General features: G+C 52.8%; 15 protein-coding genes. 5 read left to right on the forward strand and 10 right to left on the reverse strand.

Going from position 1 to position 16036, the window contains the following annotated elements; all coding sequences use genetic code 11:
* Nucleotides 1-188: 188 nt before the first annotated feature.
* The 4 genes from QKW35_RS03690 (at nucleotide 189) to QKW35_RS03705 (ending at nucleotide 2861) form a co-directional block, all read left to right on the forward strand.
* Nucleotides 189-845: a DsbA family protein gene (locus QKW35_RS03690; RefSeq protein ID WP_282350831.1), complete on the forward strand. Its 657-nt coding sequence runs from the start codon at nucleotides 189-191 to the stop codon at nucleotides 843-845.
* A 59-nt stretch (nucleotides 846-904) separates the two neighbouring features.
* The gene (locus QKW35_RS03695) at nucleotides 905-1663 is read left to right on the forward strand and encodes a TlyA family RNA methyltransferase (RefSeq protein ID WP_282350833.1); all 759 of its coding nucleotides are present in this window, start codon (nucleotides 905-907) and stop codon (nucleotides 1661-1663) included.
* A 203-nt stretch (nucleotides 1664-1866) separates the two neighbouring features.
* Complete coding sequence (locus QKW35_RS03700; protein WP_282350834.1) at nucleotides 1867-2184, forward strand: DUF3301 domain-containing protein; 318 nt, start codon at nucleotides 1867-1869, stop codon at nucleotides 2182-2184.
* A gap of 140 nt (nucleotides 2185-2324) precedes the next feature.
* Nucleotides 2325-2861, forward strand: coding sequence for a DinB family protein (locus QKW35_RS03705; RefSeq protein ID WP_282350835.1), 537 nt, complete (start codon nucleotides 2325-2327; stop codon nucleotides 2859-2861).
* A 76-nt stretch (nucleotides 2862-2937) separates the two neighbouring features.
* Here QKW35_RS03705 and QKW35_RS03710 read toward each other — a convergent pair whose 3' ends face one another.
* On the reverse strand, nucleotides 2938-4413 hold the full coding sequence (locus tag QKW35_RS03710; protein WP_282350836.1) for a protein adenylyltransferase SelO: 1476 nt from the start codon (nucleotides 4411-4413) through the stop codon (nucleotides 2938-2940).
* 150 nt (nucleotides 4414-4563) lie between these two features.
* On the opposite strand from QKW35_RS03710, the gene QKW35_RS03715 reads away from it, so the two are divergent.
* Nucleotides 4564-4875: an MGMT family protein gene (locus tag QKW35_RS03715; protein WP_282350838.1), complete on the forward strand. Its 312-nt coding sequence runs from the start codon at nucleotides 4564-4566 to the stop codon at nucleotides 4873-4875.
* Nucleotides 4876-4891: 16 nt separating this feature from the next.
* Here QKW35_RS03715 and QKW35_RS03720 read toward each other — a convergent pair whose 3' ends face one another.
* The 9 genes from QKW35_RS03720 to QKW35_RS03760 all read right to left on the reverse strand — a co-directional run bounded on the left by QKW35_RS03720 (nucleotide 4892) and on the right by QKW35_RS03760 (nucleotide 16031).
* On the reverse strand, nucleotides 4892-5896 hold the full coding sequence (locus QKW35_RS03720; RefSeq protein WP_282350840.1) for a class I SAM-dependent rRNA methyltransferase: 1005 nt from the start codon (nucleotides 5894-5896) through the stop codon (nucleotides 4892-4894).
* Nucleotides 5893-6477 carry an LON peptidase substrate-binding domain-containing protein gene (locus QKW35_RS03725; RefSeq protein WP_282350842.1) on the reverse strand — a complete coding sequence of 195 codons (585 nt, stop codon included), beginning with the start codon at nucleotides 6475-6477 and terminating at the stop codon, nucleotides 5893-5895. The genes QKW35_RS03720 and QKW35_RS03725 overlap by 4 nt, the downstream gene beginning before the upstream one ends.
* Before the next feature lie 242 nt (nucleotides 6478-6719).
* Nucleotides 6720-6935, reverse strand: coding sequence for a DUF1127 domain-containing protein (locus QKW35_RS03730; RefSeq protein ID WP_282350843.1), 216 nt, complete (start codon nucleotides 6933-6935; stop codon nucleotides 6720-6722).
* Between the two features lie 330 nt (nucleotides 6936-7265).
* On the reverse strand, nucleotides 7266-8138 hold the full coding sequence (sucD, locus tag QKW35_RS03735) for a succinate--CoA ligase subunit alpha (RefSeq protein ID WP_282350845.1): 873 nt from the start codon (nucleotides 8136-8138) through the stop codon (nucleotides 7266-7268).
* Nucleotides 8138-9304, reverse strand: coding sequence for an ADP-forming succinate--CoA ligase subunit beta (sucC, locus tag QKW35_RS03740; RefSeq protein ID WP_282350846.1), 1167 nt, complete (start codon nucleotides 9302-9304; stop codon nucleotides 8138-8140). Before sucC ends, sucD begins: the two co-directional genes overlap by 1 nt.
* A 152-nt stretch (nucleotides 9305-9456) precedes the next feature.
* Complete coding sequence (gene lpdA, locus QKW35_RS03745; RefSeq protein ID WP_282350847.1) at nucleotides 9457-10896, reverse strand: dihydrolipoyl dehydrogenase; 1440 nt, start codon at nucleotides 10894-10896, stop codon at nucleotides 9457-9459.
* Nucleotides 10897-10943: 47 nt separating this feature from the next.
* On the reverse strand, nucleotides 10944-12164 hold the full coding sequence (odhB, locus tag QKW35_RS03750; protein ID WP_282350848.1) for a 2-oxoglutarate dehydrogenase complex dihydrolipoyllysine-residue succinyltransferase: 1221 nt from the start codon (nucleotides 12162-12164) through the stop codon (nucleotides 10944-10946).
* Nucleotides 12165-12214: 50 nt separating this feature from the next.
* A complete protein-coding gene (locus QKW35_RS03755) occupies nucleotides 12215-15049 on the reverse strand; it encodes a 2-oxoglutarate dehydrogenase E1 component (RefSeq protein WP_282350849.1) in 2835 nt (944 codons plus the stop codon).
* Between the two features lie 277 nt (nucleotides 15050-15326).
* A complete protein-coding gene (locus QKW35_RS03760) occupies nucleotides 15327-16031 on the reverse strand; it encodes a succinate dehydrogenase iron-sulfur subunit (RefSeq protein WP_282350850.1) in 705 nt (234 codons plus the stop codon).
* Nucleotides 16032-16036: the final 5 nt, after the last annotated feature.

Below are 16036 nucleotides of genomic sequence, written 5' to 3' on the forward strand. Positions count from 1 at the left end.
CTGAACACCAGCGCGTAGTTCGGACGTGTTCGCAGGTTCCCTATGACCTTCTATCCAGTCCTTTGAGTTCATGAAGGTCATACTCAGAGCTCTCAATAAACCCTACTTCAGCCGCCTACCCCGGGCGGCTGTCTTTTTACGATTTGCGAACGCTTAGTACAATGTAGAGACCTTATAGGGAGAAGGTTATGACAAACGTTATCTTTATTACCGATCCGCTGTGCGGATGGTGTTGGGGCGCTGCGCCTATGGTGTCTGTAGTACACCAGACAGCACTTGAAAGCGGTGCACAGTTTGAACTGCTGCATCGCGCACTGTTCACCGGTGAAATGACCCGCTGGATGAGTAACAGCTTTTCCGACTATGTGACCGAAGCTGACAAACGCATTCATGCGGTATCGGGCCAACCATTTTCCGACACCTATAAAGAAAACCTGCTCTATAACAACAGCCTGATTTTTGACTCCTGGCCCACCGCAGTAGCCAATCAGGTTGTAAAGCGGCTGGCACCGGAATTGATATTCCAGTATTACGAACGCCTGCAGCATAAACGCTTTATTGAAGGCCGCGTGATCTCCGATGCTTCGGTACTCACCGAAACCGCTGCAGAGATCGGCATCAGGGCGATCGACTTCCACAACTGTTTTACCTATGACGACGCTATACGTGATACCGCCACACAGGAGCAGTGCCGCGCGATCGACCTGCAAAACCAGGTACTGAGCCAGGGTGTACCCTGTTTACTGCTGGAGCGCGATGACAGCCTGGAGCGCTTACCGCACGAATCCTGGCTGGGTGATCCGAACGGCTTTGCCCGAATAGTCCAGCACCAGTTGCGGTCTTAGCTTTCCCCCTGGCAGCCGTTTATAATGGCCGCCGCTTATCTGTCCGACGGAAACTTCCCATGCAACGCGCCGACATCTTGCTCACCGAAAAAGGTTACGCCCAGTCCCGTACTCACGCCCAGCGCCTTCTGAAGGGTCGTAAGGTCTCTGTACGTGCAGGCGATGGCTGGCAGGTTATCACTAAACCGGGCGTCAAACTCGATCCTGATACCGAGTTTCAGGTGGAAGTGGATGAAGCTGATCGTTTTGTTTCCCGTGGTGCGTTGAAACTGTTGGGTGCACTGGAACGCACGCGACTGGATGTTACCGACATGATCGCCATCGATGTGGGCCAATCCACCGGGGGGTTCTCCGATTGTCTTGTGCAGTCCGGTATTCGCAAAGTAGTCGGTATTGAGGTTGGACATGATCAGTTGGCGGAAAAGCTGCGCAACAATGAGCGTGTACTCTGCTTTGAAGGCGTTAACGGCCGCGATCTTCCTGCAGAGATGCTGCTGACGCATAGCCATGCGGACGGCTTTGATCTGGCTGTTATGGACGTTTCCTTCATCTCCCAGACCAAGATCCTGCCGTCGCTCATCCCTTTGATCCGCCCAGGCGGTCACCTGATCTCGCTGGTTAAACCCCAATTTGAAGTGGGTAAGGCGGGTGTCGGCAGTGGTGGTATCGTGCGGGACCCATCGCTGTATCCAAAGGTAGAACACACCATCAAGCAACACTGTGAAGAACTGGGTATGGAGATCCTCGACTACTTTGAAAGCCCAATCAAAGGCGGTGACGGAAACCGGGAGTTCCTCATTATCGGCCGAAAACAGTAAATCTGACGATTCCACCTTTTCCGGAATCAAGGCATCAACACAGTTCCAGACCATTTACTTTTAGGATAAAGATCAATCAAAACCCGATATATACAATTTTATTATTGTTTTTGATATTTCACTGAAACCAGCTTATTTTGACGCTTGAAGCCGGATTGCAGGCTGTATAAGGTAATCACATAACGGTTGTTGGACGGCTTCCTATGTATATCGATCTGCAGGATCTCTTTTGGCTGACACTGATCTCCCTGTTCTGTTTGCACTGGTGGCACGCACAGAAGGTAAAAGAGATCGCGTTCAAGCATACCGTGCGTCACTGTAAGGAGATGGACCTTCAACTGCTGGACGGCAGCATCGGTTTACGCGCGTTCTGGCTGAAACGAGGAGACGATGGCCGCCTGCACTTCTGGCGCTCGTACGTGTTTGAGTTTACCGCCACCGGCGATGACCGTTACAAAGGACGGGTTGTAATGCTGGGCCAGAAGGTTACTAACATCCAGCTGGATCCACACCGCATCTAATCTCCCCTTCTTTCACTGAAAGCTGTTGATCCGCGTCACCTCTATCACCGATTCTATGCCTGCTTGAGTAGCACTGGACTAGACTGTGAGAGTCCCTGATTTGGGGACCGATCTGCCCACCACGTTTAGAGGACACGCCGATGAGTGAGCTTCAGAATTTCCGCTTAATGGCCCGGTATAACCAGTGGATGAACGACACCCTTACCGAGGCTGCCGGGACACTACCGGAGACTGTTCTGCTGCAGGATCAAGGTGCATTTTTCGGATCGATCATGGGTACGCTGAACCACCTGCTAATCGGGGATATCATCTGGTTACAGCGTTTCAGCACCCACCCTTCAGGTTTCCATTCTCTACACCCTCTGGAAACCATGAAAAAACCCGCCACTCTCAACACCATGCTGTATGACGACCTCGAAGCCTTCGCGGTTGAACGCCAGGGGTTGGATATCATTATTCAGGAGTGGTGCGAAGAACTGACCGACGCCGACCTGGAACATAACCTGCGCTACTCCAACATGGCGGGCGTGCAATCGTGCAAACGGTTCGGTTTTCTGGTGCAGCACCTATTTAACCACCAGACCCACCACCGGGGTCAGATAACCACCCTGCTCTCCCAGCACGACGTGGATGTCGGTATCACTGACCTGCTCACACTGATCCCGGAAGCACACTGAAAAACGGACAAAGACTCCACACACAAAAACGCCGGTTCAAAGACCGGCGTTTTGCGTTATATGGATCTGTTTTCTGTCATGATGAACAGGTCAGGCAGATAGCGCCCGCCCAATCAGGCGGCGTATCGGCAAAGCGCTGCACCTCCGGGTGATCATCGCCGGGATGACGCAACACCCCCAACAGCTGATTCACCAATACATAGTTGCCGTCATGCGCCTCGCGGATCGCCTCCTCTGCCATGTAGTTACGGAGGATGTATTTCGGGTTTACCGAGCGCATCTGTTGACGGCGAATTGGAAAACTGGCCGCTTCGGCAGCCAAGCGTTCATCATACTGATCCAGCCACTGATCCAACACAGCGGCATCACACAGGAACGGATAGAGCAGATCGCGAGCGGCCCCCGCCCCTTCGTAATCACATAGCGTGCGGAAGAAGCGGTTAAAATCGACCTTATGCTCCGCAAAAAGGGTCAGCAACGACTCAATCAGCGCGGCATCACCCGCTTGCTCCGTCTGCAACCCCAGGCGCGCCGCGAGGCGTGCATTGCGGTACGCCACGAATTTGTGCGAGTAAGCACGCAACACAGCCTTCAGATCCTCCTCACCCACCATCGGTAAAAAGGACTCTGCCAATGCGGTGAGATTCCACTGCACGATGTCCGGTTGCTGCTTAAAGGCGTAACGACCGGCTGTATCATTCTGGTTCGCCACAAAGTCCGGGCGATACTCGTCCAGGAAGGTGTAAGGTCCGTAGTCGAAGGTCTCACCGAGGATCGACATATTGTCGGTATTCAGAACCCCATGTACAAAGCCATACGCCTGCCACTGGGCAACCAGTTGCGCGGTGCGCTCCGCGATCTGCTGATACATCGCCAGGTAGGGATTCTCGGCGTCTTTCACATCCGGGTAGTAACGCTCGATACAGTAATCCGCCAAACGACGCAGGTCTTCATGCTGCTTGCTGTAATAGAAGTACTCAAAGTGGCCAAAGCGGATATGACATGGAGTCACACGCAGAACGGCAGCACAGGGCTCCATGCCGTTGCGCATCACTTGCTGTGTACTGCCGATCAAGCACAACGCTCGTGTAGTGGGAATCCCTAAACCATGCATCGCTTCACTGACCAGATACTCGCGGATGCTGGAGCGCAGCACCGCACGGCCGTCACCAAAACGGGAATACCGGGTTTTACCCGCTCCCTTGAGGTGCAGGTCCCAGCGCTCGCCGTTTTGATTCACCACTTCACCCAGCAACAAGCCACGTCCATCACCCAGGTCCGGGTTGTAGTAGCCAAACTGGTGACCGGTATACTTCATCGCGATCGGCTCGCTGCCCGGTAACAAGTTTCCGCCCCCAAAGTAGTTCGCCAGATCCGACGGATTGATCTCACAGGGGTTCAGGTCCAGCAACGCTGCCACTTCCGGGTTGAAGCTGATCAGGTGTGCATCAACCAACGGCTCAGGTGTAACACGGTGAAAGAAATGTTCTGGAAAGCGGGTATAACTGTTATCAAAGTTCAGCGTTTCCAGCGTGGCGAAAGAGTCGGACATCCATAAAACCCCTGCTATCTAATTGCCAATTACCCTACCATTTTAATCAAGTATTTTCACCCCATAGGTTATCGGGTCATTTGGGTTTTATGGGTTCAAATACACTGTGGTAGATTTAGCGGATCGACAACCACGACCAGTGATATTACTTTGGAAGACGTAAGCTATCAGGAAAGGTTCTGGCAGGTGATCAGCCTGATCCCACCGGGTTCGGTGGCCACCTACGGCCAGGTGGCAGAACTGGCAGGGTTACCGCGCATGGCAAGAGCCGTCGGTCGAACCCTCAGTCAATTGCCCAAGGACTCCACCTTGCCCTGGTTCCGGGTGATCAACGCCAAAGGTGAGATCTCGTTCCCTAAAGACAGCCCCGCCTACACGCGCCAGAGGTCCTTGCTGGAAGCGGACGGGATTGTTTTTATGAACGGAAAAGTTTCACTCAAACGGTACAAGTGGCAGCCTTAAGGCAGCCACTTTGCGCTTAGAGGTGCAGCAGCGCGATCTTCAGTGGGAACTGGCCATCCGGCGATGGAAAGTCTGCTTCCGGGGTGATGATTTCATAATCCCGTATGGGACGACCGGCCTTGTTGCCACAACGCTGTACAGTATCCAGCCATTCATCCAACGGTACCTTGGCCACGTTGTTCACACAGATCAGGGTGCCGCCTTCCTTAGTTGCCAGGAGCGAGGGTTTCAGCACACTCGGGTAGTCACGTACCAGATCCACGGTGCCAAAGTAACTTTTTGCCCAACGCGGTGGATCCAGGTACACAAGATCAAACTGGCGCTCATCAATCCGTGGGAAAGGTCGCGGTTTCTGCCCACGTTTCACACGCTGCTTCACCGGCAGACCCGCATACTGTTTTACCGCAGTAAAGAAATCGCTCTGTATGAACGCGATCTGATCTTCATTCAAACCGTTAAGCTCGGCGTTTTCCCGGCCAACCTCCAGGTTACGGGTGGAAAAGTCCACGTTTACCACATCCGATGCACCGGCCTTTGCGGCACATACGCCCACTCCGCAGGTGTAAGAAAACAGGTTCAGTACGCTCTTATCCTGGGCTATCTCCACAATGCGACGACGCCCCGCACGCATATCCAGAAACAGCAATGGATCCTGTCCCATGTGCTTGCCGCGTACGCGGTATTTAACGCCTATTTCGTGCCCCACATACTCCGTACCCAGTACCCGGGAATCGTCACTGCGACGGGAGTTACTGGCACTGCGATCGTTGTAGACCACCTCTTCCGGCTCAAAAACCTGACGACAGTGTGTCTCGATCAACGCGAGATCCTGCTCAGACACGGGCGCATGGAAACTTTGCACCAGCAACTGCGGGCCGTAACGGTCAACGGTAAGACCTGGCTCACCTTCATTTGTACCGTGAAACAGACGGTAGCAGTCGGTTTGCTCAGCGTGCAGGGATGCCAAAAGCTCGGCGCGGGCGTCTAACGCATGAGAAAGTTTGTGTTGTAGATCGTTCATCGGGCACCTAACTGCTGCAGTAGTGATTGAATTGCCTCAAGGCGCAGGAGCGGATCATCACTTTCCAATAGCAGCTGCTTCTCGGCATGGGTAAATGGCAGGAGTTCAGCTAGCAGGTAACCCACCTGCGCGGCATCCCGGTAGTCGATATCGGTATCAAACGTCTCCACCATCGGATGCTCTTCCAGCTCCATTGCAAGCTTAACCAGCAGCTGGTATTTCTCTGCAACCAACACACCTGATGGCTCCTCAATAGGTTCACACTGGCCAACCAATAAGCTGTCTGGTTCGGCCCGGTAGTCATGAATACGAACCCGAAACTGCCCTTCCACTTCTATGCCCAGCATGTCATTGGCTTGCGGGTGCCAATCGATAACCTTGGCATAACAACCCACGCGGTAGAACGACCTGTCGCCGTTTTGAACCTTCTCTTCTGGCAAAGACTGAACAATGACAAAGCCAGTCTGATTTTGCAGCGACTCCTTTACCATCCGCAGGTAACGCGGCTCGAAAATCTGCAGAGGCATCACCGTCATGGGGTAAAGTACGACCGGAAGCGGAAAGAGAGGGAGTTCAACCATAAGACCACCTTTAGCTGGGGATGGCAGTATAACAGAGGGTTTATAAAGCGACGCGCTAAAACGCAAAAAGGGCAGCCAGAGCCACCCTCCATTTGAGATTGCGTATTGAGTGTTCCTCAACAAACAATCTCATCGTGTATTCCATGCTGTGTCGGAAAACACTGTTGTGGATCTACCCCACATTTTCGCTGCCGCCGGACCGGTGCTGAGCATTCTGCTCCATACCCGCCCGACGGCGAAATTTATTTTTGCTTCTCCCGTTGGCAGAGCCTCACCTTCAACTCCTTCTCAGTGGCCACAAGATCGTCTTCAGGCACTACGACACCGTTTTCGATACGAAGACCGATATCTTTTAACTGTGCGGACGAGAGGTCGCGCAGTTCATAGTATGTCTGGCGCTGCTTCAGGGCGATGTTCAGTTTACGGAAACAAGATACAAACAGAGCAAAAACAGTCATGGTTTTCTCCTTTGGATTTAAGCCCGGAACGCTTAGAGGAGAAAACAGAAGATAAGAGCATTCAGATTCACCGCGAAGAGTTCCGCGGCTACAGGGTGGTTTAAACGATCAGATAGCACGCAGACAGGCAGAAGTACGCTTATGCCAAGGGGCAGAAACGTGAGACATAATATTTCGCTGAGACGTATGCAGCTGGAACATTACGTTGCCTATCCAAAAGGTTGATATCTGAGAAAGACCGATTTCACCGTTTCAGTGCAAACAAGTCAAGCCTTCAAAAACAAAAAAGGCAGCCGAAGCTGCCTTTTCTCAGAACTGAATGGTCAGCAATTACCAGCCAGTTACTTCTTTCAGTGCGTCGCCGATCTGAGCTAGGGAACGTACAGTCTTAACGCCTGCATCTTCCAGAGCTGCAAATTTCTCGTCAGCAGTACCTTTACCGCCAGAGATGATCGCACCGGCGTGACCCATACGCTTACCCGCTGGAGCAGTTACACCAGCAATGTAAGAAACTACAGGCTTAGTTACGTTTGCTTTGATGTAAGCAGCCGCTTCTTCTTCTGCAGTACCACCGATCTCACCGATCATTACGATCGCTTCGGTCTGTGGGTCGTTCTGGAACATTTCCAGAATGTCGATGAAGTTAGAACCTGGGATCGGATCACCACCGATACCTACACAGGTAGACTGACCGAAACCGTAGTCAGTAGTCTGCTTAACAGCTTCGTAAGTCAGAGTACCGGAACGGGATACGATACCTACTTTACCCGGCAGGTGGATGTGACCTGGCATGATACCGATCTTACATTCGCCCGGAGTGATAACACCTGGGCAGTTAGGACCGATCAGGCGAACGCCCAGCTCGTCACACTTAACTTTACACTCCAGCATATCCATTACTGGGATGTGCTCAGTGATACATACGATCAGTTTGATACCTGCGTTCGCAGCTTCCAGGATGGAATCCTTACAGAAAGGAGCTGGTACGTAGATAACGGAAGCGTCAGCGCCTGTTGCTTCAACAGCTTCAGCAACAGTGTTGAACACAGGCAGGCCCAGGTGCTCAGTACCACCTTTGCCTGGAGTTACACCACCCACCATCTGAGTGCCGTAAGCGATAGCCTGTTCAGAGTGGAAGGTACCCTGACCACCAGTGAAACCCTGACAGATTACTTTGGTGTCTTTGTTAATCAGAACGGACATTATTTACCCTCCGCTGCTTTAACTGCCTGCTGAGCTGCGTCAGTCAGGCTGGTTGCCGCGATGATATCCAGGCCAGATTCCGCCAGAAGCTTGGAGCCCAGATCAGCATTGTTACCTTCCAGACGTACAACAACTGGTACGTTTACGCCTACTTCCTTAACTGCACCGATGATACCTTCTGCGATCAGGTCGCAACGAACGATACCGCCGAAGATGTTAACCAGTACGGTTTTCACCTTGTCGTCAGCCAGGATCAGCTTGAATGCTTCGGTAACACGCTCTTTAGTCGCGCCGCCACCAACGTCCAGGAAGTTAGCTGGGAAGCCACCGTGCAGAGCCACGATGTCCATAGTACCCATTGCCAGGCCAGCACCGTTAACCATGCAGCCGATGGTACCATCCAGGGCTACGTAGTTCAGATCCCACTCAGCAGCGTGCGCTTCGCGCTCGTCTTCCTGAGATGGATCGTGCATAGCCTGCAGATCTTTGTGGCGGTATACAGCGTTACCGTCGATTACCACTTTAGCGTCCAGACAGTGCAGGTTGCCTTCGTCAGTGATAACCAGTGGGTTGATTTCCAGCAGTGCCAGGTCTTTTTCCTGGAACATCTGCGCCAGACCCAGGAAGATCTTAACGAACTGCTTAATCTGGTCGCCCTGCAGGCCCAGTTTGAAAGCCAGCTCGCGACCCTGGTATGGCTGTGCACCAGTCAGAGGATCGATAGTTGCTTTCAGGATTTTTTCTGGAGTTTCTTCTGCAACCTTCTCGATTTCCACGCCACCTTCAGTAGATGCCATGAATACGATGCGGCGAGTAGAACGGTCTACAACCGCACCCAGGTACAGCTCGGAAGCGATATCTGTGCAGGTCTCAACCAGAATTTTGGATACTGGCTGACCGTTTTCGTCAGTCTGGTAGGTCACCAGGTTTTTGCCCAGCCAGTTTGCAGCGAATTCCTGCGCTTCCGCAGGGCTGTCTACCAGCTTAACGCCGCCCGCTTTACCGCGGCCGCCGGCGTGCACCTGGGCTTTAACTACCCACTTGTCACCGCCAATTGTAGTTGCTGCTTCTGCTGCAGCTTCCGGAGTATCTACCGCGATTCCTTTGGAAACCGGCAGACCATATTCGGCAAACAGTTGTTTACCCTGGTACTCGTGAAGGTTCATGCTCTAATCCGTTGTGTTGTCACTAGTGTGTGTTTCTGCAACGCAGTATGGAGAGATTACGTTGTTGCAGCCCTGTTGGGATCTCAACGACAAACTCAGAATCGACCGGATACCCCCGAAATGATACCCGGCCGACAGTTTAAAACGTCAGGTTAGCGTTTTTTACGGTTCGCAATGTGAATTGCGTGGCCGTCCACCGCCAGAGCGGCTTCGTGCACAGCTTCACTCACGGTTGGGTGAGCGAAGACGGTCAGCTGAAGGTCTTCTGCGGAAGAGCAGAATTCCATAGCAATCGCAGCCTGAGCAATCAGCTCGGATGCGATACCGCCAACCATGTGAACACCCAGAATGCGGTCATTTTCTTCGTCAGCAATGATCTTAACGAAACCATCGGTATCGTCAGCAGCCATCGCACGACCAGAAGCCGCAAATGGGAATTTGCCCACTTTGATCTTCACGCCATCCGCTTTCAGTTCCTGTTCGGTCTTACCGACCCAGGCCAGTTCAGGATGGGTGTAGATGATGCTCGGAATCACGTCGTAGTTCATCTGAGCTTTGTGGCCAGCAATGATGTCGGCAACCATGATGCCTTCTTCGGACGCCTTGTGCGCCAACATCGGACCACGTACGGAGTCACCGATTGCGTAAACTCCCGGTGCGTCAGTGCGGCACTGCTCATCTACGAAGATGAAGCCGCGCTCATCCAGCTTAACGCCGGAATCTTCAGACAGCAGACCATTGGTCTGTGGCTTACGGCCAACAGCAACGATCAGCTTGTCTACGGTGATTTCCTGCTCGCCTTTAGCGTCAGTGAAGAACACCTTAACTTCTTTACCGTCAACGATTTCGGTACCGGTTACACGCGCACCCAGCTGGATATCCAGACCCTGTTTCTTGAACAGTTTTGCAGCGTCGCGTGCAACGTCTTTATCAGCCGCAGCCAGGAAAGAATCCATCGCTTCCAGAACAGTTACTTTGGTACCCAGACGTGCCCATACAGAGCCCATTTCCAGACCGATTACGCCTGCACCGATTACACCCAGACGCTCTGGAACTTCATCGATATCCAGTGCACCGGCGTTATCCAGGATCAGACCTTCAGTCAGTGGCGCTGGCGGGATGTTCACTGGTACGGAACCGGATGCCAGAATCACGTTTTCAGCATCGTATACAGTCGCGGTACCGTCAGCTGCGGTCACTTCAACCTGTTTGTTCGCCAGCAGCTTACCCATGCCCTGCAGCAGGGTTACGCCGTTTGCTTTGAACAGACCACCAATACCACCGGTCAGGTTGCCAACAATCTTGTCCTTACGCGCAACCATCGCTTTAACATCCATAGTGACTTCGCCACCAACCTGGATGCCGTGTACATCAGCGTGCTGTGCTTTGTGGAACTGGTGAGTAGATTCCAGCAGTGCTTTAGACGGAATACAACCAACGTTCAGACAAGTACCACCCAGTACAGCGGCACCCTTGTCATCAACCCATTTCTCAACACACGCAGTGTTCAGGCCCAGCTGAGCCGCGCGAATAGCTGCTACGTAACCACCAGGGCCCGCGCCTACGACGATAACGTCGAATTTCTGTGACATGTCTCTTTACCTATCCTATCAATTCACTCGTTATAATTTGGGCTGACTTAGACTTCCAGCAGCATACGTGCAGGATCTTCCAGAAGGTCTTTAATAGTCACGAGGAATTGTACAGCTTCCTTGCCATCAATCATACGGTGGTCGTATGACAGGGCCAGGTACATCATTGGCAGGATTTCAACCTGACCGTTAACCGCCATTGGACGCTCCTGGATCTTGTGCATACCCAGGATTGCAGTCTGAGGTGGGTTCAGGATAGGGGTAGACATCAGGGAACCGAATACACCACCGTTAGTGATGGTGAACGTACCGCCCTGCATGTCGTCCATACCCAGCTTGCCTTCGCGACCACGCTTACCGAAGTCAGCGATAGTTGCTTCAACGTCAGCCAGGCTCATGCTGTCGGTGTCACGCAGCACAGGCACCATCAGACCACGATCGGTAGATACTGCTACACCGATGTCCTGGTAGCCGTGGTAAACCATGTCGTTGCCGTCGATAGACGCGTTTACAGCCGGGAATTTCTTCAGCGCTTCAGTAGCCGCTTTTACGAAGAAGGACATGAAGCCCAGACGAGTACCGTTGTGGGTTTTCTCGAACAGGTCTTTGTACTGCTTACGCAGTTCCATAACCGGCTTCATGTTGACTTCGTTGTAAGTGGTCAGCATCGCAGCGTTCTGCTGTGCTTCAACCAGACGCTTGGCGATGGTTGCACGCAGACGAGTCATAGGAACGCGCTTCTCTACGCGATCGCCTGCCGCGATGTTCAGAGCCGCAGCAGTTGCAGATGCAGCTGGAGCAGGCGCTGCTGCAGCTGCAGCTGGAGCGGGAGCTGCAGCAGGTTTGTTTTTCAGGAAGTTCTGTACGTCTTCCTTAGTGATACCGCCGTTTTTGCCGGTACCCGGGATCTGGGATGCATCCAGACCGTTTTCATCGATCAGTTTGCGTGCTGCAGGACCGATCTTATCAGCGTCACCAGCTGGCGCTGCTTCTGCAGTTGCTTCAGCCGCAGGTGCTGCTGCACCCGCTGCGCCTGCAGTGAAGGTTGCCAGTACTTCTTCGCTCAGTACGGTGTCACCTTCGCCTTTCAGGATCTCTGTAACAACACCGTCTTCTGGTGCTACTACTTCCAGAACGACTTTGTCAGTTTCGATGTCTACGATCAGTTCGTCCGCAGAGCATGCTTCACCTGGCTGTTTGTGCCAAGTTGCAACTGTACCGTCTGCTACTGATTCAGGGAAAGTCGGCGCTTTGATTTCGATGGACATGTTTTTTCCTTTACCGTTGCTCCGTCGGGTGATTACTTTCGATCACCCGATCAACCGTTGATTGCTTCGTTAACCAGTTTTTCCTGCTGTTCAAGGTGTACGGATACGTAACCTACAGCAGGTGCCGCTGCGTGCGGACGACCTACACCTTCAAGGTGCAGATTAGGGTTATGCTTGTGCAGCACAGAACGCATGTGATGCTGGCTGCAGTACCAAGCCCCCTGATTCATAGGCTCTTCCTGACACCAAACTACAGACTCCAGGTTGGTGTAAGGTGCGATTGCTCGCGTCAGATCCTTCTCAGGGAATGGGTACAGCTGTTCGATACGAACAATTGCAACATCGTCTTTTTCCAGCTCTGCACGGCGGTTGTACAGGTCGTAGTAAACCTTACCGCTACACAGCACCAGGCGTTTAACCTTGGCTGGATCAAGCTGATCGGTTTCAGCGATCACAGGCTTGAACATGGTGCCTTCTGCCAACTCTTCCAGAGTAGAAGTAGCCTGCTTGTGACGCAGCAGACTCTTCGGTGACATCACTACCAGCGGCTTACGCAGCGGTCGAACGACCTGGCGACGCAGCAGGTGGAAGATCTGTGCCGGAGTAGTCGGAACACACACCTGAATGTTGTGTTCAGCACACAGCTGGAGATAACGTTCCAGACGCGCAGAAGAGTGCTCAGGCCCTTGACCTTCAAAGCCGTGAGGCAGGAGCATGGTCAGGCCGCACAGGCGCTGCCACTTCTGTTCGCCACTTGTAATAAACTGGTCAATAACAACCTGAGCGCCGTTGGCAAAGTCACCGAACTGAGCTTCCCAGATTACCAATGCATTTGGTGTAGTGGTTGCGTAACCGTATTCAAACGCCAGCACCGCTTCCTCAGACAGGAAGGAGTCGTGCAGCGTCAAAGGCGGCTGCTCTGAAGACAGATTCTCCAGCGGCACATAGGTAGATGCGTCTTTCTGGTTATGCAGGACCGCGTGACGGTGGGAGAACGTGCCTCGACCTACGTCCTGACCGGTGATACGAACCGGGTGGCCCTCGGCCAAAACGGATGCATAAGCCAGAGACTCAGCCATACCCCAGTTCAGCTCCATGGCACCTGCAGCCATGCGCTTACGGTCATCAATAATTTTCTGAACCTGACGCTGAACAGAGAAACCTTCCGGCGCTTCACACAGTTTGTTGCCAAGCTCCTGAAGGAGTTTCAGATCAACACCGGTGTCGTGGTCGAAGGTCCACTTATGACCCAGATAAGGTGTCCAGTCTACGAACAGTTCCTTATTTGGCTCTGTCACCAGAGACTGAACCACGTGCTCACCGCTTTCCAGTGCAGCACGGTAATCCTTCTCCATCTGCTTGCTCTGTTCCGCAGTGATCACGCCTTCTTCGATCAACTGCTGAGCATACAGCTCGCGGGTGGTTTTCTGTTTCTTGATCTGCGCGTACATCAGTGGCTGAGTACCGGATGGTTCATCCGCCTCGTTGTGGCCACGACGACGGTAGCAGACCAGATCGATTACAACGTCTTTGTTGAATTCGTTTCGGTAATCAACCGCCAGTTGCGTTACGAAACGCACGGCTTCAGGATCGTCACCGTTTACGTGGAAGATTGGTGCGGACACCATCTTCGCAACATCGGTACAGTATTCGGAAGAGCGGGAGTCTTCTTTCTTGTTGGTGGTAAAACCAACCTGGTTGTTGATTACGATGTGGATCGTACCGCCGGTTTTGTAGGCACGGGTCTGGGACATCTGGAATGTCTCCATTACCACGCCCTGGCCAGCAAACGCCTGGTCACCGTGAATGTTAACTGGTACGACCGTTGTACCCACAGCATCTTCGCGACGGTCCTGACGGGCACGTACGGAACCTTCAACTACAGGCGCGGCGATCTCCAGGTGGGATGGGTTAAACGCCATCGCCAGGTGGACCTCACCGTCACGGGTCATCACGTTGGAAGAGAAGCCCTGGTGGTACTTCACGTCACCGGAAGACTCCACCATCTTCTTACCTTCGAACTCGCCGAACAGTTCAGCAGGGTTCTTACCAAAGATGTTAACCAGCGTGTTCAGGCGACCACGGTGCGCCATGCCGATTACAACTTCTTTCGCACCCTGTTTACCCGCGCGCTGAATCAAAGAGTTCAAGGACACGATCAGGGATTCGCCACCTTCCACACCAAAGCGCTTCGCACCGGCATAGCGGGAACCCAGGTACTTCTCAAGACCCTCGGCGGCCGTCAGGCGCTCGAGGACCATCATCTTTTTCTCAGGCTCAACCACCGGATGGGAGCGGCTTGGTTCCAGACGGGACTGGATCCAGCGTTTTTCCTGAGTGTCAACGATGTGCATGTACTCGGCACCGACAGTACCACAGTACGTTTTCTTCAGATCAGCCAGAATATCCTTCAGTGGCGCTTCTTCCGGTCCGAAGAACAGAGAGCCCAACTGGAAGACAGTGTCGTAGTCTGCTTCAGACAGTTCATGGAAGCGCGGATCCAAATCTGGCACGTCTTCACGTTCCAGCAGACCCAGCGGATCGATATTCGCTACCTGGTGACCACGCACGCGGTACGCGTTGATCATACGCAATACACGAACCTGCTTCTTCTCGTGCTCAGAGCTTACAGAGCTCACGGAAGCTGGTGCTGCGCGTTTCTGGTTTTTAGCGAGGTAGAGGAAATGTTCCTGGATAGGAGAGTGAGGAACATCTTGGGTGAGATTTTCACCCACTTTAGGCAAACGATCGAATTCTTCGCGCCACTCTTGTGGAATTGCGCTCGGATCCATCAGGTAGGTTTCGTACAGTTGTTCGATGTAGGAAAGGTTGCCACCATATAGGTGTGCATTCTTCCACATCAACTCCATGATGCCTTCTTGCATTCTTGATCACCCTGGCTCAGGGGGCTTTCTTAAGTCGGCACAGCATTGTATCTGTCGCGCGACTGCCCCTCTTTGACGTTACCGTATGTATACTCCGCAAACATAAGCGTCCCTATGTTCGGCGGTTGGTATTCTATAGCTTTTCACAGAAAGCTTTAAATAATTCTTTGTGTGAATATCACAGAATTGACATTATTTTCTTATCTGCCAAAAAGTGTTTCTTATTTCGCACAAATTTAGGTCAAAAAAAAGCGGTGCATGAGCACCGCTTGTTCGATCAGGTCGCCTGCTGAAGTAGCATGTTGCGAATCTTGCCGATCGCCTTGGTCGGGTTAAGACCTTTAGGACAAACGTTCACACAGTTCATGATGCCGTGGCAACGGAACACACTGAACGGATCGTCCAGATCTGCGAGACGCTCGCGAGTTGCGGTGTCGCGGCTGTCCGCCAGGAAGCGGTAAGCCTGCAGCAGACCGGATGGGCCGATAAACTTGTCCGGGTTCCACCAGAAAGATGGGCAGGACGTGGAGCAGCAAGCACAGAGAATACACTCGTACAGGCCGTCCAGCTCCGCACGCTCTTCTGGAGACTGCAGACGTTCGATCGCCGGCGCCGGCGTGTTGTTGATCAGGTATGGCTTGATCTTTTCGTACGCGCTGTAGAACTGAGTCATATCTACAACCAGGTCGCGGATAACCGGCAGACCAGGCAGCGGACGCAGTACCAGCTTGTCGTTTTCAACCACTGCGGACAGCGGAGTGATACAAGCCAGACCGTTCAGGCCGTTCATGTTCATACCATCGGAACCACATACACCTTCACGGCAGGAGCGACGGTACGCCAGCGATGGATCTTTGTCCTTCAGCAACTGAAGCAGATCCAGCACCATGATGTCTTTACCGCCAGGGATATCGATGTGGATATCCTGCATGTACGGTTTGTCATCAGTCTCAGGATTGTAGCGATATACACTTACCAGCATGCTAT

It is taken from the genome of Pontibacterium granulatum (assembly GCF_029961155.1).
Taxonomy (GTDB): domain Bacteria; phylum Pseudomonadota; class Gammaproteobacteria; order Pseudomonadales; family Balneatricaceae; genus Pontibacterium; species Pontibacterium granulatum.